Source organism: Pararhizobium sp. LjRoot255 (assembly GCF_964252905.1).
Lineage (GTDB): Bacteria > Pseudomonadota > Alphaproteobacteria > Rhizobiales > Rhizobiaceae > Pararhizobium.
Genome location: NZ_CAXUPQ020000002.1, coordinates 1023345 through 1046148 on the forward strand (window position 1 = coordinate 1023345; position 22804 = coordinate 1046148).

General features: G+C 61.3%; 22 protein-coding genes. 14 read left to right on the forward strand and 8 right to left on the reverse strand.

Annotated elements, in window-relative coordinates:
- Nucleotides 1–23 precede the first annotated feature (23 nt).
- From ACSQ2W_RS23870 to ACSQ2W_RS23885, 4 genes are all read right to left on the reverse strand, one after another.
- On the reverse strand, nt 24–1088 hold the full coding sequence (locus tag ACSQ2W_RS23870) for an ABC transporter ATP-binding protein (protein ID WP_436088993.1): 1065 nt from the start codon (nt 1086–1088) through the stop codon (nt 24–26).
- A gap of 5 nt (nt 1089–1093) precedes the next feature.
- Nucleotides 1094–2194, reverse strand: a complete 1101-nt coding sequence (locus ACSQ2W_RS23875) for a carbohydrate ABC transporter permease (RefSeq protein ID WP_436088613.1) — start codon at nt 2192–2194, stop codon at nt 1094–1096.
- Between the two features lies 1 nt (nt 2195).
- The gene (locus ACSQ2W_RS23880; RefSeq protein ID WP_436088614.1) at nt 2196–3149 is read right to left on the reverse strand and encodes a carbohydrate ABC transporter permease; all 954 of its coding nucleotides are present in this window, start codon (nt 3147–3149) and stop codon (nt 2196–2198) included.
- Nucleotides 3150–3223: 74 nt separating this feature from the next.
- Entirely contained in the window at nt 3224–4597 is a 1374-nt protein-coding gene (locus ACSQ2W_RS23885) for an ABC transporter substrate-binding protein (protein WP_436088615.1), read from the reverse strand.
- On the opposite strand from ACSQ2W_RS23885, the gene ACSQ2W_RS23890 reads away from it, so the two are divergent.
- The 14 genes from ACSQ2W_RS23890 to ACSQ2W_RS23955 all read left to right on the forward strand — a co-directional run bounded on the left by ACSQ2W_RS23890 (nt 4589) and on the right by ACSQ2W_RS23955 (nt 19769).
- Nucleotides 4589–5734, forward strand: coding sequence for a LacI family DNA-binding transcriptional regulator (locus ACSQ2W_RS23890; RefSeq protein WP_436088616.1), 1146 nt, complete (start codon nt 4589–4591; stop codon nt 5732–5734). The two genes, ACSQ2W_RS23885 and ACSQ2W_RS23890, sit on opposite strands and share 9 nt — an antisense overlap.
- A 37-nt stretch (nt 5735–5771) precedes the next feature.
- Complete coding sequence (locus tag ACSQ2W_RS23895; protein WP_436088617.1) at nt 5772–6581, forward strand: glycerophosphodiester phosphodiesterase; 810 nt, start codon at nt 5772–5774, stop codon at nt 6579–6581.
- Between the two features lie 199 nt (nt 6582–6780).
- Nucleotides 6781–7809 carry a substrate-binding domain-containing protein gene (locus tag ACSQ2W_RS23900; protein WP_436088618.1) on the forward strand — a complete coding sequence of 343 codons (1029 nt, stop codon included), beginning with the start codon at nt 6781–6783 and terminating at the stop codon, nt 7807–7809.
- Nucleotides 7810–7876: 67 nt separating this feature from the next.
- Nucleotides 7877–9415, forward strand: coding sequence for a sugar ABC transporter ATP-binding protein (locus tag ACSQ2W_RS23905; protein ID WP_436088619.1), 1539 nt, complete (start codon nt 7877–7879; stop codon nt 9413–9415).
- Nucleotides 9416–9443: 28 nt separating this feature from the next.
- A complete protein-coding gene (locus ACSQ2W_RS23910) occupies nt 9444–10436 on the forward strand; it encodes an ABC transporter permease (RefSeq protein ID WP_436088620.1) in 993 nt (330 codons plus the stop codon).
- Nucleotide 10437: 1 nt separating this feature from the next.
- Nucleotides 10438–11442 (forward strand): sugar-binding transcriptional regulator, encoded by a 1005-nt coding sequence (locus tag ACSQ2W_RS23915; protein ID WP_436088621.1) that lies wholly within the window; start codon nt 10438–10440, stop codon nt 11440–11442.
- On the forward strand, nt 11439–12434 hold the full coding sequence (locus tag ACSQ2W_RS23920; RefSeq protein ID WP_436088622.1) for an aldo/keto reductase: 996 nt from the start codon (nt 11439–11441) through the stop codon (nt 12432–12434). The genes ACSQ2W_RS23915 and ACSQ2W_RS23920 overlap by 4 nt, the downstream gene beginning before the upstream one ends.
- 12 nt (nt 12435–12446) lie before the next feature.
- Nucleotides 12447–14195 (forward strand): FAD-dependent oxidoreductase, encoded by a 1749-nt coding sequence (locus tag ACSQ2W_RS23925; protein WP_436088623.1) that lies wholly within the window; start codon nt 12447–12449, stop codon nt 14193–14195.
- Nucleotides 14168–15010, forward strand: a complete 843-nt coding sequence (locus ACSQ2W_RS23930) for a class I fructose-bisphosphate aldolase (protein ID WP_436088624.1) — start codon at nt 14168–14170, stop codon at nt 15008–15010. The genes ACSQ2W_RS23925 and ACSQ2W_RS23930 overlap by 28 nt, the downstream gene beginning before the upstream one ends.
- A 33-nt stretch (nt 15011–15043) precedes the next feature.
- Entirely contained in the window at nt 15044–16573 is a 1530-nt protein-coding gene (locus ACSQ2W_RS23935; RefSeq protein WP_436088625.1) for an FGGY-family carbohydrate kinase, read from the forward strand.
- The gene (locus ACSQ2W_RS23940; RefSeq protein ID WP_436088626.1) at nt 16570–18189 is read left to right on the forward strand and encodes a GMC family oxidoreductase; all 1620 of its coding nucleotides are present in this window, start codon (nt 16570–16572) and stop codon (nt 18187–18189) included. Before ACSQ2W_RS23935 ends, ACSQ2W_RS23940 begins: the two co-directional genes overlap by 4 nt.
- A 226-nt stretch (nt 18190–18415) precedes the next feature.
- The gene (locus ACSQ2W_RS23945) at nt 18416–18622 is read left to right on the forward strand and encodes a cold-shock protein (protein WP_183835065.1); all 207 of its coding nucleotides are present in this window, start codon (nt 18416–18418) and stop codon (nt 18620–18622) included.
- Nucleotides 18623–18858: 236 nt separating this feature from the next.
- Nucleotides 18859–19290 carry an antitoxin Xre-like helix-turn-helix domain-containing protein gene (locus ACSQ2W_RS23950; RefSeq protein WP_436088283.1) on the forward strand — a complete coding sequence of 144 codons (432 nt, stop codon included), beginning with the start codon at nt 18859–18861 and terminating at the stop codon, nt 19288–19290.
- On the forward strand, nt 19287–19769 hold the full coding sequence (locus ACSQ2W_RS23955; protein ID WP_436088627.1) for an RES family NAD+ phosphorylase: 483 nt from the start codon (nt 19287–19289) through the stop codon (nt 19767–19769). The genes ACSQ2W_RS23950 and ACSQ2W_RS23955 overlap by 4 nt, the downstream gene beginning before the upstream one ends.
- 532 nt (nt 19770–20301) lie before the next feature.
- On the opposite strand, the gene ACSQ2W_RS23960 is transcribed toward ACSQ2W_RS23955, so the two are convergent.
- The 4 genes from ACSQ2W_RS23960 to ACSQ2W_RS23975 form a co-directional block, all read right to left on the reverse strand.
- Nucleotides 20302–20544, reverse strand: a complete 243-nt coding sequence (locus tag ACSQ2W_RS23960; RefSeq protein ID WP_436088628.1) for a BrnA antitoxin family protein — start codon at nt 20542–20544, stop codon at nt 20302–20304.
- A 22-nt stretch (nt 20545–20566) separates the two neighbouring features.
- Nucleotides 20567–20971, reverse strand: a complete 405-nt coding sequence (locus ACSQ2W_RS23965) for a type II toxin-antitoxin system VapC family toxin (RefSeq protein ID WP_436088629.1) — start codon at nt 20969–20971, stop codon at nt 20567–20569.
- Nucleotides 20971–21225, reverse strand: coding sequence for a type II toxin-antitoxin system Phd/YefM family antitoxin (locus ACSQ2W_RS23970; RefSeq protein ID WP_436088630.1), 255 nt, complete (start codon nt 21223–21225; stop codon nt 20971–20973). The genes ACSQ2W_RS23965 and ACSQ2W_RS23970 overlap by 1 nt, the downstream gene beginning before the upstream one ends.
- 638 nt (nt 21226–21863) lie before the next feature.
- Entirely contained in the window at nt 21864–22637 is a 774-nt protein-coding gene (locus ACSQ2W_RS23975) for a TIGR01458 family HAD-type hydrolase (RefSeq protein WP_436088631.1), read from the reverse strand.
- Nucleotides 22638–22804: the final 167 nt, after the last annotated feature.

Sequence of the window (22804 nt, forward strand, 5' to 3'; positions counted from 1 at the left end):
GGGGCGGCTGTCGCTCGGTCGTGTCAAGCCGGTTCACGGATATGCGCGCCCGCAATGAGCTTCTGCCGCGCCGTCTCGAACACAAGCGAATTCTCGGGAAGGAAACCGATCTTTACCTGCTCGCCTGTCGAGTGCCCGGCGGACGAACCCTGTTCAAGCACGCGAACTGCGCCCACGCCGGTTTCAACGACATAGAGGATCTCGCGGCCCATCGGCTCGATCTGCGCGATACGGCCGGCGAAGCCGGTATCACCGATCCTGAGGTGCTCCGGCCTCAGACCGACCGTCAGCGACCCCGACGCGCCCTCGACCGGAAATCTGGCGCCGTTCACGGTGACCGTGCCACTCTCGGCTTCGCCGGCAATGAGGTTGATGGGCGGCGAGCCGATGAAACCGGCTACGAACAGGCTCGAGGGCCTGAGATAGAGGTCGTCCGGCGTACCGACCTGTTCGATCCGGCCGGCGCGCATGCAGATGATACGGTCAGCCATCGTGGTCGCCTCGATCTGGTCATGCGTGACGAGGACGGTCGTCACGCCGAGCTGCGCGTGCAGCGACTTGATCTCGGTCCGCATCGAAAGGCGAAGCGAAGCGTCGAGGTTGGAAAGCGGCTCGTCGAGCAGCAGCAGCTGCGGCTCCTTCACGAGGGCGCGCGCAAGGGCGACGCGCTGCTGTTGACCGCCGGAAAGCTCGCCGGGGCGACGGTCCAGCAGTTCAGCGACCCGGACAAGATCCGCCGCTGCCTTCACTCGGCCGAGAGCTTCGTCGCGGGGCGTTTTCTTGAAGCGCAGCGGAAACAGGATGTTGTCGCGCACGCTCATGTGCGGGTAGAGAGCGTAGGATTGAAAGACGATGCCGACATTGCGGTCGCGGGCCTCTACCTCGTTGACGACATGGCCGTCAAAGAGGAGCTCGCCGCCACTCGGAAGGTAGATGCCGGCGAGCATGAACAGGCTCGTCGACTTGCCGCAGCCGGAGGGGCCGAGAAGTGCGACGAACTCGCCGTCCTCAATGACGAGGTTCATTTCGGGGATAACCTCGACGGCGCCGAAGCGCTTCACCACGTTACGGAATTCGATCTTCGCCATCGTCATCAGCCCTTCACGCCGCCGATCGACATTTGCATGAGGTAGCGCTGCGCGGCCATGTAGAGGATGAGGCTCGGGACAAGGTAGAAGACGCCGACCGCAGAGACGACGCCGTAGTCGACACCCATGACATCATCGCGCACCCAGTACATGTAGAGGCTCATTGTCCAGTTGCTGTTCCTGATCAGGAACGTGAACACGAAGATGTACTCTTCCCAGCCGCGGATGAAGGTGAAGACTGCGATGGCGAGGATGCCGTTCCTCACCTGCGGCAGCACCACGCTCACGAATGCCTGCCGCCGTGACGCGCCGTCGGTCAGCGCGCTCATCTCGATGTCCCATGGCACTGCGTCGAAGAAGCCCTTCATGATGAAAATCGCAAACGGCAGCTCGAAGGCGACAAGCACAAGGATGACGCCGTAAAGCGTGTCGAGGAGCCCGATCCAGTAGAGCATCAGGAACATCGGCACGATCAGCGTCAGCACGGGAAAAGCGTGGAGCACCAGAAGCCCGCGCAGCATCGAGGAGCGGCCGGGGAACTGGAAGCGCGACAGGTAGTAGGCTGCCAATGAGGCGACGGTGACGACGATGGCGGTCTGCGTGCCGGCGATTAGGATCGAGTTGCCGAAGGCATGCCAGACGCTGGGAAACCGGACCGCGCCTTTAACCTCCCCGATCCGCGACCGCACCACCGAGGCGAAATCCGGCTCCCACAGGAAGATGAAATTGCCGAGGTGCAGGTCGGGGCCGACCAGCACGGCGAAGGCGAAGACAGCGATCGCGGCGACTGCGGCAATGCCGATCCATAACTGGCGCCAGCTTTGCGCGACCGCGGCAATGAGCCAGAAGGCGACGACGGCCGGCACGACCACGGCCATCGAGCGCCATAGAACCGCTGTCTCCGCAACGCCGGTCTTGGCCGAGAAGGCGATGGTGACGAGCCAGAAATAGGGGAGGATGATCGGCAGCGACACGGCGATCAGGAAGGCGTAGAGGACGACCGCCTTTGTGCGCCGGACGCCACGCGCCCGCGCTGCCAATGTGTCCCAATCAACCGCTGGCTCGGATGCCGCCGTGGGTGCCATGGGGATCGGTTGCGCGGCCATCTCAATGCACCTCGATACGCGGGCGTTGCAGCAGGCGCTCCATATCGAAGAAGCGCCAGCCGAGCAGCGCGACGACTACGCCGATGACGATGAGAAAAAGCGCCAGCGCGGCTCCGTAGCCGTATTGGCCGCTCTCGAAGGCGCGACGGTACACGTAGAGGGCATAGACAGTCGTGTCGTAGAACGGACCGCCCTTGGTGAGGAGCAGGATGTATTCGAAGCTGACCAGCAGCGAGAGTGTCTGGTAGATGGTCACAAAGCTGATCGGCCAACGCAGCGCCGGCAGGGTGATGAAGCGGATCGTTGCGAACGTTCCGGCGCCGTCCACTGCCGCGGCGTGGAACAGGTGCTCGGGGATGCCGCGGATCGCGGCGGTGAAGATGATCATGCCCATCGAAGCGCCAATGAAGCCGTTCGAGATGATGATGAGCGCGATCGGCGCCGAGGTCAAAAGGTCGAGCGGTGCGTCGAGGCCGAACGCCTGCATGAGGACCTGGTTTACGAGGCCGGCTTCGGTGGGGCTCACCGCCCACAGCCAGAGCAGGATGTAAAGAACCGACGGGCTCATCCGTGGCAGCAGCCACACACCCCGGAAGAAGCTGCCGGATACATTCCTGATCGCCGCGGTGGTGATGGCGAGGATCAGGCCAAAGGTCACGTTGAAGATAGCCAGTGTGCCGAAGACGTAGATGAAGGTCAGCCCTATGACCTGCGACAAGCGGCGATCAGTTCGAAAGACCTTCTCGTACTGCTCGGTGGTGAACTCGCTGATGCGGAGCGAGCGGCTGAGGTCGGTGAATGACACTGCGATATCGATGACCACGGGGACAACGAAGAAGAGGACCGTCAAGACGATCGCCGGGCCGAGAAAGATCACAAAATTCGTGCGCCTGCGTGCAACCGAGCCCGCATGGCCGCGTCGCTCGATCGTCAGTTCATCTGCTATCGTCGTCATCGTTTGGCTCGCGCGGCGGACGTCGCAACCGCCGACCCGGCGCGCCAGGTTGACGGTCGCGAGACGTATTGGACCTATTTGACGATCACGTCCTCGAGAGTGGACGATGCCTCCTCGATGACGAAATCAGCTGCTTTCTGCGCCGTCAACCGCCCCGATTCTATGCCTTGAATTCCGGCATAGATGATGCCGTTGAGCTCGCCGAACTGCGAGTTGTTGGGCAGGAACTTGGTGATCTTGAGCAGTTCGGTTGCCCGGGCGAGCGGCCAGGCCTTGGCATAGCGCGGGTCTTCGAGTTGCTCGGGTTTGATGCCGAGATGTGTCGTTGTGACCGCGTGATCGGTGTTGAGGTCAGCCGCCGAAGCGTGGCCAAGCAGGCGGGCGGCCAGTTCCGGCTCCTTCGTGTCGGCAGCGATCGCATAGACGACCGGATGGGTCAGACTGACCGGCGAGCCGCCCTTCTGGGGTGCCGGCCCCGCGATCCAGCCCCAATCCGCGAAGAAGGCCTTCTCGTCCTGCGGCAGCCCGTAGGTCGGGAACGCGACGCTGCCAAGATCCCAGATGCCGTACATAAAGAATGCGGCGTTGCCGGTGTAGAATTCCTTGCGCAGCGCATCGAATTCCATCGCGGTGTTGTTGGCCGGGATGACCCCTTCCTTCACCCCGCGCTCGAACCAACCGAACGCGGCGGCGAGCTTGTCGCGCTCGAGGAGCAGTTTGCCGGTTTCCGGATCGGCGAAGTTGCTGCCATAGGCCTGGAAGACCATGATGTAGTCCGGCCCCTTGTTCGGCCGGTGAAGCACACCGTATTGTGCTTTTGTCTTGTCGACGACCTGCTTGGCGATCTCCAGCACCTCGTCCATCGTCAGGTCACCCGACAACGCCCGCTCCGGCATGGCATCGACGAAGGCAGCGTCGTAGCCGGCCTCACGCAGGAGCTTCTTGTTGTAGAAGAACATCCTCGCCTCGGCGTCCTGCGGAATTGCGTAGGTGCCGTCGGGACACTTCGCCGATGACCAAAGCGACGGAAAGATCGTGCCGAAGTGCTGAGGGTACTTGGCGATATAGTCGTCAAGCTTGAGAACGAAGCCATCCTCCTGGAAGGCGCAGATCCATTCGTGCGCGGCAATGAATATATCGGGGCCTTCGCCAATGCCGAATACCTTGAGAAGTTGTAGTGCGTCGTCGTCGAAGCCCTTGGCGGGGCTCTCGCGCACGGCAACCTCGACGCGCTTGGAGGAGCCCTCGGCCTCGAGTTCCTTGTTCAGCCGCTCGGCTGCCTTGATCACATTGCCGGGGCGCAGCGGCCCCGAGGGATCCTGACGCGACCAGAGCTCGAGCTTCACGGTTTCTTGCGCGAACAGAGGCGTCGCCGCAAGGAAGACCGCACTGCCGCCGACCAATGCCGCGCTCAGAAGCGCAGCGGTTCCGATTTTCCAGTGAATCATCCTGATTTCCTCCCAGCAGCGACACGTTTTTTCATCGTGCCGTCATTGATTGTTGCAATGCTGTGCAACACAATTATGAATGCGTTTCGGGGAATGTCCAGCGGAGTCGAGCCGGTGTCGGATACCAGAGACAGCAACCAAGGCCGCTTCGTGAGCGCCCAGGCAGTCGCCGAGCGTGCAGGCGTGTCCCGGTCGGCGGTTTCGCGGGCCTTCACCCCTGGCGCAAGCATCGCACCGGCAACGTTGGCGCAGGTGCAGGAGGCAGCCGCGGCACTCGGATACCAGGTCAACGATCTCGCCCGCGGGCTTCTCGCCAACCGGAGTCGGCTCGTCGGGCTCGTGACCTCCGACGCCGATGCTCCATTCCAGGCCCAGATGGTTGCCGCCATCTCGCATGCTTTGATCGAGCGCACCAACGTCCCGGCGATTATCAGCATCGGGCCTACGGCGGACGACATTGCGAATGCCAGCTGCCAGTTGTTGCGCTATCGGGCGGAGGCGACCGTCTTCCTCTCGGGCTCGCCGCCGGCCAGCCTGCTGGAGCTCACGCGGCGAAACGGACAGCCGCTCATCCTGGTCAATCGAGCCGAGACCGGCCTCGACAGCGTCCATTGCGATGACAGGGACGGTGCGCAGCAGGCCTTCGAGGCCCTACGCCTGGCAGGAGCCTGTCGTTTCGCCGTGGTCAACAGGGCGAATCCGAGCCTGAGCTTCTCCGTCCGCGAGCATGCCTTCGTTGAATTTGCCGCCGCTTCCGGATTCGAGACGAAGATCGTTCGGGCCGGCCGCGCCGACTATGATGGCGGGAAAGAGGCGGCGCGACAGCTCCTGGCGAGCGGCCCGGCGCCCGACGCGGTGTTCTGCGTGGATGATCTCATGGCGTTCGGCACGCTTGATCACCTTCGCGGCGCGGGCCTGCGCGTTCCCAACGACGTGTCGGTCATCGGCTTCGACGATATCCCCATGGCCACATGGTCCTCCTACCGTCTGACCACTCTGCGGCAAGATCCTCGGCGGATTGCCCGGGATGTCATATCGATTCTCGACCGGCGCCTCGCCGAACCCGACTCGCCGCCGATTTCGCTGTACTTCCCGGTGGAGCTCGTTGTTCGCGAAACAGTCAGAGCGCGCCGGTAGACAACTCGCGTCCAAACGATGGAGGATCAAATCGAAAATGGCCTTCAGCTTCCTTGCCCGCAAAGCGGGACGTGTCCATGTCTGTGGCCACCGCGGCTACAGCCTCCGTTACCCGGAAAATACGTTGCCGGCATTCGAAGCGGCAAAGGCTGCAGGGGCGACCACGGTCGAGATCGACGTCGTCCTGACCGCAGACGGTGAGCCGATCGTCCTGCACGACTTGACCGTCGATAGGACGACAAACGGACACGGCTTTGCAGCCGACCTCAGCCTCGAGCAGATCCGCAGATTGGATGCGGGGGGGCGGTTTCATCCCACTTTCGCCGGAACGAAGGTACCGACCGTAGCGGAGGCGCTCGATTGGGCGAAGGCGGACAACATGGGGGTTGTGCTCGAGATCAAGGAGGCGGAGCGGCCGGACATCGCCGTTGATCGCGTGGCAGCTTTGCTGCGAACAACGCGCACGGCCAACCGGGTCATTGTCATCAGTTTCGACCATGTGATGCTGAAGCGTGCGGTGGAACGCCATCCAGGCCTTACGACCGAAGCCATCACTCATGCCCGCCACGCCGACCTCGTTGGGGTTTTGAGGGCATGCAGCGCGACCTCGGTCTCGATCGAGCTCGACATGTTCCGCCCCGACGATGCGAAGGCATTGCATGAAGCGGGCTTTAGCAACCGCGTACACGTGCCTCGCCCCGACGTGCTCGCCCAGTATTGGCGTGGCGGACGCGATCCTTTGCCGGAGGTTGTGCAATGGATCGCTGACGGGCTTATCGATACCGTCTCTGGTGACGACGTGCCGTTCATCGCCATGCTCGTCAAGCGCGCTGGCTGCGCTGGGTGAGGCGGCCTCCGGATGCGGCTGAACGCAAACGACCTTTTCGAGTGTGAAATATATTTCAATGGATGAATTATATTGACAGAAGTCTTATCTCAAGGCTAACTGCGATCACCGGGGTTCGAGGAGGAAACCCGGTTTCACGAACACGGCGCGATCCGCGTCATCGGTTTTTTGGGAGGGGCTTCGGCCTCGAGGAGGAATCTTGCGCAATTTTCTAAGCACGACCGCGTTGGCGGTCTTTGCAACCACGTTTTTTGCTGGCGCTGCCAGCGCGGAAACGGACAATCCGTTTCGCTGCAAGCCGGGCGAAAGATATGTCATGAACGTCATGGTCTCGGGCGTCGAATACTGGTTCCCGGTCTATGAAATGTTCAAGCAGGCGGGCCAGCAGCTCGGTTGCGAAACGGCCTATACGGGCACGCCGGAATATGACGTCAACAAGCAGATCGCCACTTTCGACCAGGCGCTGGCGCAGAACCCGGCTGGCATCCTCGTCCATCCGATGAACTCCGATCCGTTCATCGAGCCGATCAACCGGGCAATCGATCAGGGCACGGCGGTCGTTACCTTCGCGGCCGATGCGCCGCTCTCAAAGCGCATCTCGTTCATCACGTCGGACAATACCCGCGAAGGTACCTATGCCGCCGATGCGATTGCCAAAAAGATGGGTGGCAAGGGTGAATATGCCGTTCTGGAAAATCCAGGTCAGGACAACCACGACAAGCGCATCGCCGCCTTCATCACTCGTATGGAGGAAAAATATCCGGACATGAAGCTGGTCGGCCGGGCTGCCTCGAACCAGGATCCGAACAAGGCCTATCAGGGCCTGATGAGCCTGGTGCAGGCGCATCCGAACATCGGTGCCGTCTTCATGCCGGAGGCGAACTCCGCGATCGGCGCCGCCCAGGCCAACAAGGAAAGCGGCGGCAAGATCCTCGTCATGTGCGCCGACGTCAACGCCAACATCCTCGACATGATCAAGGCTGGCCAAGTGTTCGGCTCGATCAATCCGAACCAGGGCATGCAGGGCTACATGGGCTTCATGATGCTGTGGCTCGCCAAGCATCCGGAACTGATCGACCCGATGAACGATGCCAAGCGTTCGGGGTTCAATCCGATGAGCATTCCCTTCGTCGATAACGGCCTGTCGATCGTGACAGCCGAAAATGCTGAAGACTTCTACTGGGACAAGTATCTGAAGCGGCGGGGCACCAAGGGCATCGAGGAATAACCCTTTGTGCCAGCTGTCCGGGGTGTCAAATCCCGGACAGCCAAGCAAGCGTGAGGAGAAAACTGTGATGGCGTCGGTGCCGGTTCTGGAAATCCGCAATGTCAGCAAGCACTTCGGTGCGGTGAAGGCGTTGACGGACGTGAGTTTCAGCCTCGAAAAAGGCGAGGTCCACGCGCTTTGCGGTGAAAACGGCGCCGGCAAGTCGACGTTGATGAACATCATCGCCGGCGTGCTGCAGCCGAACGAGGGAGAAATCCTAGTTGATGGAGCGCGCGTAAAAGTGACGTCGCCCGCTGTTGCACAATCGCTCGGGCTTGGCCTCGTGCATCAGGAAATTGCGCTGTGCCCGGATGCGACGGTGGCGGAAAACATGTTCATGGCGGCGACGAACCGCCGCCGCTCTCCTTTCATGAATTATGGCAAACTGACGCGGGATGCGCAGGCCGTGATGAACCGGCTGGCGCCGATCGACGTGCGCCGCAAAGTCAGCGAACTCTCGATTTCCAGCCGGCAGCTGGTCGAGATCGCCAAGGCGCTGACGCTCGATTGCCGCGTCCTGATTTTCGACGAGCCGACAGCGGCGCTGACAGAATGCGAGGCGCAGGTGCTTTTCAGCATCATCCGCGACCTCAAGGCGCATGGCATCTCGATCATTTATATCAGCCACCGCATGGCGGAAATCTTCAGCCTCTGCGATCGCGCCACCGTGTTCCGCGATGGACGGTATGTTTCGACGGAGAAGGTGGCAGATGTGACGCCGGATGATGTGGTGCGCCGCATGGTCGGACGCGAGATCACGCAGCTCTATCCCGCAAAACAGCCGGAAGACGAGCGTTCAGGGAAAAACATTCTGAGCGTCCGCGATCTTGGTGACGGCATCCGGTTCAGCGGTGTGAACTTCGAACTGCGCAAAGGCGAAATCCTTGGCATCGGCGGGCTGATCGGCTCGGGCCGGACGGAGATGGCCGAAGGCATCTGTGGACTGCGTCCGATAACCGGAGGCGAGGTCCGCCTGCACGGGCAACCGATGCACGCCAGATCCTATGCCGATGCTGTGAAAGCTGGCATCGTCTATCTTTCCGAGGACAGGAAGGGCTCCGGCGTGTTTCTCGACCTGTCGATCGCGCAGAACATTGCCGTTCTCGATCTGAAGGCACTAACGGGGAGAGCGGGACTTTTGAATGCCAAAGCCGAGGCCGATCTCGCGCGCGATCTCGTCAAGCGGCTCGGCGTGCGCATGGGCGGAATCGACATGCCGGTCTCCTCGCTGTCGGGCGGCAACCAGCAGAAGGTGGCGATCGCCAAGCAACTGGCGGTCCATCCCAAGGTGATCCTGATGGACGAGCCGACGCGCGGCATCGACGTCGGCGCCAAATCGGAAATCCACCGGTTGCTGCGCGATCTCGCGCACTCCGGCATCGGCATCATCGTCATTTCCTCGGAACTGCCTGAACTTCTTGGTCTCTGCGACCGGGTGCTGGTGATCCGCGAGGGCCGCGTGATGGGTGAGGTCGGGGGAGAGGCGATGACGGAGGAGACTATCATGCGGCTCGCATCGGGAATCGGCGGCCACCACAATTTAAAGGCATCAGAGCATGCCGCCTGAAGTAAAAACGGGGACGGGAGACAAGGTCATGGCCGAGGGCACATTGGTAGCGGCACACGAGGCGCGGGCGCCTGGCTGGAAGAGGCTGGGGGCGATGCGCGAAGCGGGCTTGATCGCCATCATCCTGGCGCTCTGCATCGTCATGAGCTTTGCCTCGCCGCACTTTCTGACGCTCGGCAACTTCCGCGCGATGCTGATGTCGTTTTCGGTCGAGGGCATCGTCGTCGTCGGCATGACCATCCTTTTGATCGTCGGCGGCATCGATCTGTCCGTCGGCTCGGTCGTCTGCTTCTCAATGGTGCTGTCCGGGTCGTTGTTCCTCATGGGGTTTGACCCCTGGAGTGCATCGCTGATCGGCATCCTGGCCAGTGCCGCGATCGGATCCGTCATGGGCTTCTTCGTGACAGTGATCGGATTGAATCATTTCATCACCTCCCTTGCAGCCATGGTGATCGTGCGTGGCGTCTGCCTGATCATCACCAAGGGGACGCCGCTGTCGCTCTTCACGCTGCCGCCGGGCTTCAAGGCGGTCGGGCAGGGGACGTTCTATGGCGTACCCTATGTGATCCTGATCTTCGTCGCGGTCGTCGTCCTGTTCGATTTCCTGCTGCGCCGGGCAACGGCCTTTCGCAAGGTGTTCTACACCGGCAGCAACGAGAAGGCTGCGCTCTATTCCGGCATCAAAACAAACCAGGTGAAGTTCTGTGTGACGGTTCTCTGCGCCACGCTCTCCGGTGTCGCCGGCGTGATCTACATGTCGCGCTTCGGTGCAGCGACGCCGACTTTCGGGGTGGGGATGGAGCTCAATATCATCGCCGCGGCCGTGATCGGGGGGGCGTCGTTGAAGGGCGGCTCGGGCACGATCCTCGGTGCGATCCTGGGTATCGCTCTGCTCTCGGTCGTGACAAGCTCGCTGATCCTCGTCGACGTATCCGTCTATTGGCAGGACATGATCAAGGGGTGCATTCTGCTCGCCGCCGTCTCCATCGACCATTTCCTGCACAAGCGGAAGGCCGCCTGATATGCCGATAGCCAAACTTAAACCCGCAAATGCGCCGCGCGAGGAAATCGTCATCGCCCGGCAGATGCACCAGGCCCTGGTCCTGCATTTCCTCGAAGGGCTCACGCAAGCGCAGATCGCCGACCAGCTCGGCATCTCGCACGCCACCGTCAACCGGCTGATCAAGCGCGGCCGCCAGCTCGGCCTGGTCGAGATCAAGATCAAGTCGCCGGTCGAGCCACTGGTCGATATGGAGGAACAGCTTCTGACGCTCGGCGGCATCAGCCGCGCCGTGGTCGTGCCGACCGTGTCCGACAATCCGCAAACAGCGCTTCAGGCCGTCGGCGAAGCGGCAGCCCGGCTTTTGTTGGAGGAAATCGTCGATGGCGATACGATCTGCATCACCGGTGGAAAGGGCGTCAGCGCCGTGGTTGCCGGTCTGCAGGCGCAGCGTCGCTTCGATGTCGAGGTGATACCGGCGACCGGCTGTGTCCAGGGCAAGCACTATACCGACGTGAACCATGTCTCGACGCTGATGGCCGACCGGCTCGGCGGACGCTCCTATCAGATTCATGCACCGCTGTTTGCCGATAGCGCCGCGGAACGGGGCATGCTGATCAACATGCGATCCGTCGCCGATGTCTTCAAACGGGCGCGCGAGGCGAAGATCGCGGTGGTCGGCATCGGTTCGATCCTGTCGGATGATTCCAGCTATTACGACCTGCATCCGTCCTCGAGCACCGATCGCGCCGCGATCGAGCGGTCCGGCGCGTCCTGCGAATTGCTGGCGCATCTGCTCGATAACCAGGGTCAGGTCTGCGATTACAGCCTCAACCGTTCGCTGGTATCGCTCACGCTTCAGGAATTTGCCTCGATCCCCACCAAGATCGGTGTGGCGAGTGGACCGAACAAGGCGGGGCCGATCCTCAGCGTTCTTCGCGGCAATCATCTGGATACGCTGGTGACCGACGAAGCGACGGGTGCGCGCGTGCTCGCACTGGCGAATGGCGAAGGAAAATGGGCATGAGCGGGCAACAATTGACACGCGAAATCGGCAAGTCCGGCGTTTCCGCCTCGGCGGTCGGGCTGGGGACCTGGGCGATTGGCGGCTGGATGTGGGGCGGGACCGACGAAAAGGAATCCATCGCCGCAATCCAGGCCTCGCTCGATGCCGGCGTGACGCTAATCGATACGGCGCCGGCCTACGGGCTCGGACGCTCCGAGGAGATCGTCGGCAAGGCACTGACTGGCCGTCGTGGCAAGGCTATCATCGCCACCAAATGCGGCCTTGTCTGGCATACGCGGAAGGGCCGGCATTTCTTCGATCAGGACGGCAAGCCGGTCCACCGCTATCTCGGCCGCGACGCGATCCTGCATGAGGTCGAGGAGAGCCTGACGCGGCTTAGAACCGACACTATCGACCTTTACATCACCCATTGGCAGGACCCGACGACACCGGTCGACGAGACGATGCGGGCGCTGGAAGACCTGCGCACATCCGGCAAGATCCGCGCGATCGGGGCCAGCAATGTCAGCCGCGACGACCTCGATGCCTATATTGCCGTCGGTGGACTCGATGCGATTCAGGAGCGGTTCAGCATGATCGACCGCGAGATCGAGGTTGACCTTCTGCCGCTGACAAAGGCCAACGGCATTGCGACACTGAGTTACTCGTCACTGGCGCTGGGGCTGCTCTCCGGCACGATTGGATCCGACCGGGTCTTTTCCGGCGACGATCAGCGCAAGGACAATCCGCGCTTTTCGGTCGGCAACCGCCAGAAGGCAACGTCCCTTGCCGACGCCATCCGGCCGGTTGCCGAAAAACACGGCGCCAGCATTGCCCAGACGGTGATTGCCTGGACGCTTTCGCAACCGGGCGTGACATTTGCGCTCTGCGGCGCGCGCAATCCGGCACAGGCAATCGACAACGCGCGGGCCGGGACCATCCGGCTGGAGGCGGCCGATCTTGCCGCCATCGATACGGCCATAACGGCGAAACTGACTGATATGGACAGGTAGCGGATCGCCATCATGAAACGTGAAGAGATATTGGACGGGCTCCGCCGGAGCCCGAAGGTGGACGTGTGTGTCGTCGGCGGCGGCATCAACGGCATCAGCGTCTTTCGGGAGCTGGCGCTGCAGGGGCTGAACGTGCTGCTTGTCGAGAAGCACGACTATTGCTCCGGCGCCAGTTCGGCTCTGTCGCGCATGGTGCATGGCGGGCTGCGCTACCTGGAAAACGGCGAGTTCAAGCTGGTGCAGGAATCGCTGGTCGAGCGTGACCGCCTGCTGCACAATGCACCGCATTATGTTGCGCCGCTGCCGACGACGGTGCCGGTGTTCGATATCTTTTCCGGCCTCAGCAATGGCATCGTCCGGTTCCTGGGGCTGAGCCGTCGGCCGAGCCGCCGTGGTGCTGTCGCCATCAAAGCCGGCCTCAGCATCTATGATTTCCTGACGCGCAAGCGGGCGCTGATGCCGCGCCACCAGTTTCGCGGCCGTCGCACGACGCTTGAAAAATGGCCGGCGCTCAATTCGGGCATCAAGAGTTCCGCCACCTATTTCGATGCCTGGGTCAGCCATCCGGAACGGCTGGGCATCGAGCTGTTACAGGATGGTCTTGCGGCAAACAATGAGGCCACGGCGCTGAACTATGCGGAACTGCGCCGGACTGCGGATGGTCGGTATTGTGTTGAAGACCGGATCGGCGACGTGTCCATTGCCGTCGAACCGGCGCTGATCATCAACGCGACCGGCGGGTGGATCGACATCGCCAATCAAAGCCTGTTTGCGCCAGAAGCGCGGCCGGCACCGCTGATGGGGGGCACCAAGGGCTCCCACCTCATTGTCGATAATGCGCAGCTTCGCGACGCACTCGCCGATCACATGATCTATTACGAGAACGAGGACGGGCGAATCTGTATCTTGTTTCCCTATCTCGGCAAGGTTCTGGTCGGCTCGACCGATATCCGCGTCGATGATCCGGAAACGGTGCGCTGCGAGGCGGACGAGCGGGATTACATCCTGCAATCGCTCGCCTTCGTGCTTCCGGGCATCACCATCCGACCGGAGGAGATCGTCTTCCGGCTTTCCGGCGTGCGGCCACTGCCGGCTAGCACTGACAGCTTTACCGGGCGCATTCCGCGCGATCACTTCTGCACGGTCGTTGATCCGCTGGATGGTGGTCCGTCGGTGCTATGCATGATCGGTGGCAAGTGGACGACGTTCCGGTCCTTCGGGGAACTGGCGGCCGACATGGCTCTAGAAAGGCTCGGCAGGCAGCGCCGTGTCGCGACAACCGATCGGCCGATCGGTGGGGGACGAGCGTTTCCCGCAAACGCGTCTGTCTGGCTTGCGCATGTTGCGGCAAGCAAGGGCGTTTCCGCCGGTCGTATGGCCGAGCTGTTTGATCGATACGGCACCGAGGCAGAGGCGATCGCCGGGTTCATCGCCGCGGGGCCTGATGTGCCGTTACCGCATGCCGGCTACTCAGTGCGGGAACTTCAGTTCCTGATCCGTGGGGAAGACGTCGAACATCTCGACGACCTGCTTTTACGGCGAACGACCCTGGCCGTCTCGGGCGAACTGTCATTCGACATGATGGGTGCCGCCCTCGATGTGCTCGCCGGCGAAAAGCACTGGACACACGCGCAGCGTGACAGCGAGCGCATCCGTTTTCTCACCCTTCTCAGTGAACGCCACGGCGTCGACGAAGACATGCTTTCCGGAAGGAACGAACCAAGGAGCACAGAATGCGACACAACAGCAAAGTCCGGATGAACCGGTTGTTCGGCGGCGGCCGCTGCCTCGATGTGGCGATCGATCACGGCGTCTGCAACGAGCCATCTTTCCTTGACGGGCTGGAGGATATTCAGGCTGTCGTCAAAGCGCTGGTCGATGCCAGGCCGGACGCGATCCAGATGAATTACGGCCAGGCCGATCTGCTGCAGAATGTGCCCGGAAAGGACAAGCCGGCGCTGGTGATGCGCATCGACATGGGCAATCCCTACAATCGTATCCGACACCGCGACATGTGGGCGGTGCTGCAGAACGAGGCCGAGCCGTTGATCGGTGCGATCGAGATGGATGCGGCCTGCGTCGTCGTCAACCTGTTCATGCTGCCGGATGAGCCGGACCTGTTCCGCCAATGCGTGCGGAACATTTCTCGCGTGCGGGCCGATTGCGATAAATACGGCATGCCCCTGATGATCGAGCCGCTGGTGATGCAGCCGGTCACCGAAAAGGGCGGCTATATGGTCGATGGCGATGCCGACAAGATCGTCACGCTAACACGGCTTGCGCGCGAGATGGGTGCGGATATCGTCAAGGCCGATCCGACGACCAACACGGAAGATTTCCACCGGGTCGTGGAGGCGGCGCGTTGCCCGGTTCTGGTGCGTGGCGGCGGCAAGGAGGATCTTCGTGCCGTTTTCGATAAATCCGCGGCCTTGATGCGGCAGGGCGCGGTGGGCATGGTCTACGGGCGCAACATCTATCAGCATGCCAACCCGAGCGCGGTGGTCCGCGGGCTGATGGCGATCGTGCACGAGGATGCAGGCGGCGACGAAGCTTTCGAGCTTTATCAGCACGGCTGAGAATGAAGATCTGAACCTTGGGAGGGGTTCTGCATGGCAGATTATCTATTGGGGCTCGACGCCGGCAACACGGTCATCAAGGCGGTGATCTTTGATCGGCATGGCAACGAGATCGCGGCTGCGTCGGCGGAGGGGCATAGCCGCATGCCATGCCCTGGGCATGTCGAGCGCGGGCTGGACGAACTCTGGACGAATGCGCGCCGGGTCGTCCGCAACTGCATTGAGCAGGCGAAAATCCGGCCGGAGGAGATTATCGCCGTCGGTTGCGCCGGCCATGGAAATGGCCTCTACGCGCTGGACCGTGACGACCAGCCGCTGCTCGGCATCCAGTCGCTGGATACGCGAGCCGCAGCCCTCGTCGAGGAATGGCAGGCGCAGGGCGTTGGCGATCGCACCTACCCCATTGGGCAGCAACGGCCCTGGCCGTCACAGACGCCGACGCTGCTTGCCTGGCTGAAGCGTTATCGTCCGGAAACCTTCAACAAGATCGGCACGGTTTTCCTGTGCAAGGACTTCATCGTCAACCGGCTGACGGGTATACGCGTCAGCGAGATGTCCGACATGACCGGATGCGGATTGCTTGATGTTGCAAACCGTCGTTATGATCAGGAGCTGATGGAAGCCTACGGTCTTGGGGACTGCCTTGATTTGCTGCCAAGGCTTATCGAAAGTTCCGACATTGCCGGCCAGGTTACCCAGGGGGCTGCGGCGCAGACCGGGCTGGCAGTCGGAACACCTGTTGTCGGTGGCTTGTTCGATGTCATCGCTTCCGCCATCGGTTCCGGGGTGACACGCACGGGTGCCGCTTCGATCATAGCCGGGACATGGAGCATCAATCAGGTCATCATCGATACGCCGCACCTGGCAGGTCCAGTCTTCATGGCGTCCACCTTCGACCGCGAGCGCTACATGGCGATCGAGTCGAGTGCGACCTCCGCTGCCAACCTCGAATGGCTGGTGCGCGAATTTTTCCCCGAAGGGTCGCCCGATGGGCGCTCGCCCTTTCAACTCTGCGGCGAGCTTGCCGCAGCCATCGAACCGGCCGCTGACGATCCGCTCTATCATCCCTTTCTCTATGGTGCGCAGCAGGACGGCAATGCGCGCGCAGGTTTCTATGGCGTGGCCGGCTGGCACACCAAGGGACACATGGTTCGCGCGGTGTTGGAAGGTGTCGCCTTCGGGCATCGCCAGCACATCGAGGCGATGCGCAAGGCCGGCGCCCTCTTCAAGGAAGCCGTCATGTCCGGCGGCGGCTCGCGAAGCCTGGTGTGGCCGCAGATATTTGCCGATGTCCTGGGCGTGCCGGTGTCCATCGCCCGTTCGCGCGAGACAGGCGCGCTCGGCGCCGCGATCACCGCGGGAACAGGCGCCGGCGTCTTCTCGGATTTCGCAGCAGGTGCCGCATCGATGGTGCGCATGGAGCGCAACTACGTTCCAGACACGCGTCTGGATGGTCACTACGCACGTCGCTATGGCCTCTATCGGGATATCGCCGAAGCAATGACCCCAATCTGGCGGCGGCTCGCGTCGGCGCGTGCGCAAGTGGCGGGGGTCGCGGCGTGAGCGGAGGTTACAACGAAGCGGCTGCAAATGCAGGTTCCTATGATTTCATCATCGTGGGAGCAGGCTCGGCCGGGTGCGTGCTGGCCAACCGGCTGTCAGCTGATCCGGCAAACCGTGTGCTGCTGCTCGAGGCAGGCGGAAGCGACAGGTATCACTGGGTGCACATTCCGATCGGGTATCTGTTCTGCATGGGCAATCCCCGAACGGACTGGATGATGAAGACGGCCAGCGAGCCGGGGCTCAACGGTCGTTCGCTTCCCTATCCGCGCGGTAAGGTGCTCGGCGGTTGCTCATCGATCAACGGAATGATCTACATGCGCGGGCAGGCGGCCGACTATGACGGATGGAGACAGGCTGGCAACGAGGGCTGGGGCTGGCAGGATGTACTGCCCTATTTCCTCAAGTCGGAAGACTATTATCGCGGCAAGTCGGCCATGCATGGGGCAGGCGGCGAATGGCGGGTAGAAAAGCAGCGGCTGTCCTGGCCGATTCTTGATGCCTTTCGTGACGCAGCCGAAGAACTCGGCATCCGCAAGACCGACGATTTCAATGGCGGGGACAACGAGGGCTCGGGCTATTTCGAGGTCAATCAGCGCGGCGGGGTGCGTTGGAACACCACCAAGGCCTTTTTGCGCCCGGCGATGAAGCGGTGGAACCTGCGCGTGCTGACAGGTGCGGAGACGGAACAGCTGATCCTTGATGGCCGGCGCGCCACGGGTGTCCGTTTTCGCATGAACGGCCGGACCCATGTCGCCCACGCGACCCGCGAAGTCATCCTCTCGGCCGGTGCAATCAATTCGCCCAAGATTCTCGAACTCTCCGGTATTGGACGCCCCGACCTGTTGTCCGCAGCAGGCATCGACGTGGCGCATGCGCTTCCCGGAGTCGGCGAGAACCTGCAGGACCATCTTCAGATCCGGACGGTCTTTCGCATCGAAGGTGCAAAGACGCTGAACCAGCTTTACCATAGCCTTTTCGCCCGCATCGGTATGGGGCTGGAATTTGCACTTCGCCGCTCCGGCCCTCTGTCCATGGCGCCAAGCCAGCTCGGTATCTTCGCAAAGAGCGATCCGGCCTTGGCCACCGCCGACCTCGAATACCACGTCCAGCCGTTGAGCACCGATCGGCTGGGAGAACCACTGCACCGCTTCCCGGCCGTCACGGTTTCGGTTTGCAATCTGCGCCCGGAAAGCAGGGGCACGGTCCATGTGGCGGGACCGAACGCTTTGACGGCACCCGACATAAAGCCAAATTATCTGTCGACACGCGGAGATCGTGCCGTAGCGGCGAAATCGCTACGCCATGCGCGCAGCCTGATGCAGGCTAGGGCAATTTCGAGGTTCGCACCGAGGGAAATGCTGCCGGGTGTCGAGTTCCAGAGCGATGAGGAACTGATCCAAAGGGCAGGGGACATCGCAACGACAATTTTTCATCCGGTGGGGACGTGCAAGATGGGAAGCGGCGAAGGGGCGGTTGTTGACGCGAAGCTCCGCGTGCATGGCACCGGTGGACTGAGGATCGTTGACGCGTCGATCATGCCGAATATCGTTTCAGGCAACACGAATTCGCCGGTCATCATGATTGCCGAGAAAGCCGTGGACATGATTGTCAATTGAGTGCGCGTTGATGGGATCGCCTCGCTGGCTACCGTAGCAAGGCGATCGCGCATTTTCTCTTGTCAATTGCGGCCGACCACGATCACTCGCTTGGGAGCCGTTGGACTTGCCTCGACGCTTGGATAGAATTTTCAGCTTTGTGCGGAGCGCGGAAGCGTCTATCTGTGCTCCGCACGGGGCCAGTCCGCCGATGGGGCGGTAAGGCAAATGATCGAAGGAAGGCGCTATGGCGACCGGGACGGTAAAGTGGTTCAACGCAACGAAGGGGTTTGGATTCATCCAGCCTGATGATGGTAGCACGGACGTTTTCGTCCATATTTCCGCGGTGGAGCGGGCCGGAATGCGCGGCCTCAACGACGGCCAGAAGATCACCTATGAGCTGGTGAAGGATCGCAAGTCCGGCAAGATGTCCGCGGACAACTTGCAAGCATAATTGCCGAGGATTTCCTCTTGAAGAGAGGCCGGCGCGATCGCCGGCCTCTCTCGGTCTTGTCGACAAAAATGAGGAGAGGAGGGGACGATCCCGCCAACGGATAAGAGCGCGTCAGCGAAGAAAAGTTCAGTCGGAGTCTTGGCGACCGAGACGCTCCCGTAGGATGGCTTATCCATTTTAACTTGCTGTCGGCTCATATGAGGCTATGTTTCGTCTCAACTGAAAAGGACGAGACGATGCTTGCATTCTCAGGTGTAGCGGACGTGCTGGGCCTTCCGGCAAAGGAGATCGCCGCGCGTTCCCCGTTTGGATTGATGTCCCGCATCGAGGAGGGGTTGCCAATCGGCGCCCTTGAGCGAGTTGCTCATCTTCTCGCACCGAGCGATGCGCAGTTCAAATATCGACTGATTGCGAAAGCTACCTATGAGAGGCGCAAGACCGCGCTCCGTCTGTCCTCGGACGAGGGCACGCGTCTTGCGCGGGTAGCCCGTGTCTGGAGCCTGGCGTTGGATGTCTGGCAAACAGAAGAGGAGGCTCGCGATTTCCTGTTTCGGTCCCACCCTATGCTGGAGGACAGACGCCCCATCGACGTCGTCATCCAGAGTGAGATCGGTGCGGAGCTTGTTCGCGACGTTCTGGGAAGTCTGAAATATGGCAGTGCTGCGTGACAGCGCAGGTTCTCGACCGAACATTGACCAGTTTCAGGATTGGCGATCCAAATGGCGCCTATCCTATTTTTGACGCGACCGGCTCTACGATTGCGCCGGGCCGGTGGAACACGCCCGGCAGTCCTTTGATCTATACCAGCGACCACTATTCGACGGCATTGCTCGAGAAGCTGGTACATGGTAGCGGCCGGCTGCCACCGAACCAGCACTACGTCGAGATAACGCTTCCCGTCGGTTTGTCCTATGAGGTCTTTTCTGCGCCGGCGCTACCGGGATGGGACAGCATGCCGGCGACGGTCAGCAAAGACTTTGGTGAACGATGGTGTTCGGAACGGCGCAGCGCCATCCTCATGGTGCCGAGCGTCGTGGCCCGGCTTGATCACAATGTACTGATCAATCCGGCCCATCCGGAGTTCGCAATGATCCGGGCCGGCCTGCACCAACCGGTATACTGGGATCGCCGTCTTTTCGGCTCGTAGGGGGGAGGGGATCGCTGCTGCTTTCTCCGAGAGGCGCAGTCTGCCGGCAAAACCCGGCAACGGCATGGCCCGGTCGCGCATGCCACGTATGCCACCGCGATCAACCGTCTCCAATATCGCGTAGGTGTTCCGGCCGAACGGCTCCCTTTTGACGAGAACGGCCTTCATGCCACGTTTCGCGGCTTCGGAAGCACAAGCGGTGACATAGGCTGCGGGCGAGGATATCGCTGCATTTTATGACTCACGCAGCAATCCGACCCCAATGCCGGTACGACACCATAGCTTGAAGAGCGAGATGGGGTCGCTGATGGCTGGAAGCCTGGGGCAGGGACGCGGTTGCCACTAGAGCCGCGATAAGCCGATATGCAGAGCGAGACGCCATTCGGCGCTGACACCTAGTCTCGGCCCAACTATCCGCATGTCGCGCCGCTTGTGCCCTACGCCATTTGAGAGGCATGCGGCTCGCGGGCGCGCTGTGCAGTTTCGTGAGGCGCTTTCCTAGCTAAGTCGAGGAGGGCCTGAACACCTCTCTTCAGGGCCATGGCTTCAACGCATCGCGTGACAATCGGCTAGGTCCGGCCGCCTTCCTTAGTGCTTCATTCATCCGCACCCGCCAGTCCTCGCCGGTGGCCTTGAAAGCTTCCAGTACATCCGGCTCGACCCGCAACGTAACAGGCACCAATGGCTTTTCCACCTTAGGCCGCCCACGACCTCGACGAGCCTCGGCCAAGCCTTGGAAGAATGATGATGGCAGAACGTCTTTGGCAGGCTTCATCGCAGGGCGCGCCTTGTGTGCCTCATTGAACGAGGTCCCATGGGTTGATGACCGATACGCCAGTGTCGGTAAAGTCGCTCACGTTGCGGGTAACGACAATGAGATCATGAACGATGGCGGTCGCTGCAATCAATCCGTCCGCATCACCTCGCGGTCGTAGCGCCGCAACGCGCCCCCATTCGACCGCCACTTGGTCCGTGATAGGAAGGATCCGTTCGGCATGGTCATGTCGGAGCTTGCGCAGCCACTCGGCGAGGTGAGCCGCTGCCCTCGCATCTGACTGCTTGAGAGCAATGCCGCGCATGATCTCGCCAAGGGTGATGACACTCAAATAGACCCCAAGTGGGTCTTGGGAGCGCAACCAGGTGACCGCTTCAGGTGTCCCACGACGCGCCTCGGACACAACGTTGGTATCGACAAGATACATCAGAAGGCCACATCACGGCTGGGGGATTTGACGCGGGTCGAAACACTCTCGGCAAATGCATCATCCCACGGGGCTCCCGTCAGGAGATCATCAACGAGCGTCGGCCGGCCGGCCCGCAATGCGTCGTAGTCTTTCGCCGACAGCACCACCGCGGTCCGCTCTCCGCGTAAAGTTACGACCTGTGGGCCCTCGAACTTGGCTTTCTGGATGACTTTCGAAAACTGGTTCTTCGCATCCTGCAACTGCCATTCCATATTCTGCTCCAATCTAGCCTGTCTAGCTATATACCCGTTCCGGACTTGGGTGACAAGGCCGCGGTGCTGGCGACGAACTGAATCCGATCGGCAAGCCGTCAAGACGGGGAGAAGCGGGGAGGAGTAACTTCGACCGACGGCCAGGTGCACTTTACGATATCCAATGTGGCAGAGTGCAGCGTCGTCCGCAGAGGCGTTTGTCGGTCTCCTGTCCATCAAACGGGGAGAGAAAAAGGGCGCGGCCACGCCAAGGCATGGTCAAGCGTGTTTTATCGAGTCTCATAAATGGCCGTAGAGCGTTTTCCGGGTTCTGCGCGGCGATTTGGGCCATTCTCCCGCCCACGAACAGGACGACCGATAAGCCGGCATTATCGGTCGTAATGCGGTGGCGGCGGGTGGTGCGGTTTTATGGGATTCTGTGCTATAAACCGCACACGTGAAACGTTGCTCGCGGTATCGAATCGGAGTTCGCATAATGAAAATTGGAAGCGAATAAAGGGGCCTGCGGTTCTGCGGCCCAATAAGGGAGGGGGCGAGCTTTAGAGCCGCTTCACAATCTGTCGCGGTTTTATACAGGATCTACCGCCGCATAACGCCTATTTGGTTCAACGCGCCGGCCCGATATTCTGATCCAGGTGTTAGCGCTTACGCATCTTCAGAATGAAGCAGCCAGCTGCCCGGATATCCTCGACCACCGCAGATGGTTCGGGCTCAACACTGTTCTCGTCCCCATGGCGATATTTCCCGGTCCGAACGAGAATGCCCTTTCCGACACCCGCAGAAAGTGCGCCGGCGACATCGTTCTCCGCATCGTCGCCAACCATGGCGACATCGGCCGGATCGCAACCAATGCTCGCCACAGCCGCGAGGAAGAATTCCGGCGACGGCTTGCCGAAAAGCCTCGCCTTCGTGCCACTGGCACATTCGAGCGCCTCGACGAAGGGGCCTGCGTCCAGACTGAGACGCCCGTCAAGATCTAGGAACACCCGGTTGCGGGCAAGTGCTAGAAGTGGTGCACCATTCTGCAGTTCGCGGAAGGCCACATTCATATTGTCATAGGTAAACCGCTGAGCCGCATCGCCGAGGACGACAGCAGCTGGTCCATCCGCGCGGCAATCGGCGAAGTCTTCCTCAAGGTCGGGATGGACCAGCAAATGCGGCGCGTAACCGTTCTTATCCAGCCAGGCACGCGCGGCCGCAACGGGTGTGAACACCTCGTGCGGAGCCGCGCTGATGCCGAAGGACTGGAGTTGATGAATAAGCTGCCGTTTGGATTGTCGCGTTGTGTTTGTCAGGAACCTGATAGAGATTTCGGCAGCGCGCAGGTGCGACATTGACTCGACGGCCCCAGGCATCGCCGCGTAGCCATCACAAAGCACGCCGGAGATATCCAGCAGGACGCCTTTGATCATGAGAGAATACTGCATGAGCGCGAAAGGTTGGTCAACGACTGTGGATCGGATGCTACTCGATCGATCCGATAGGGAGGGTCAAGGCGCCATGATTTCCGTGGGCCACGGTTTATCGCCAATCTCACCCCCAGGGGCACAAGCGTGATGGTGTCAGGGCCAATCGAAAA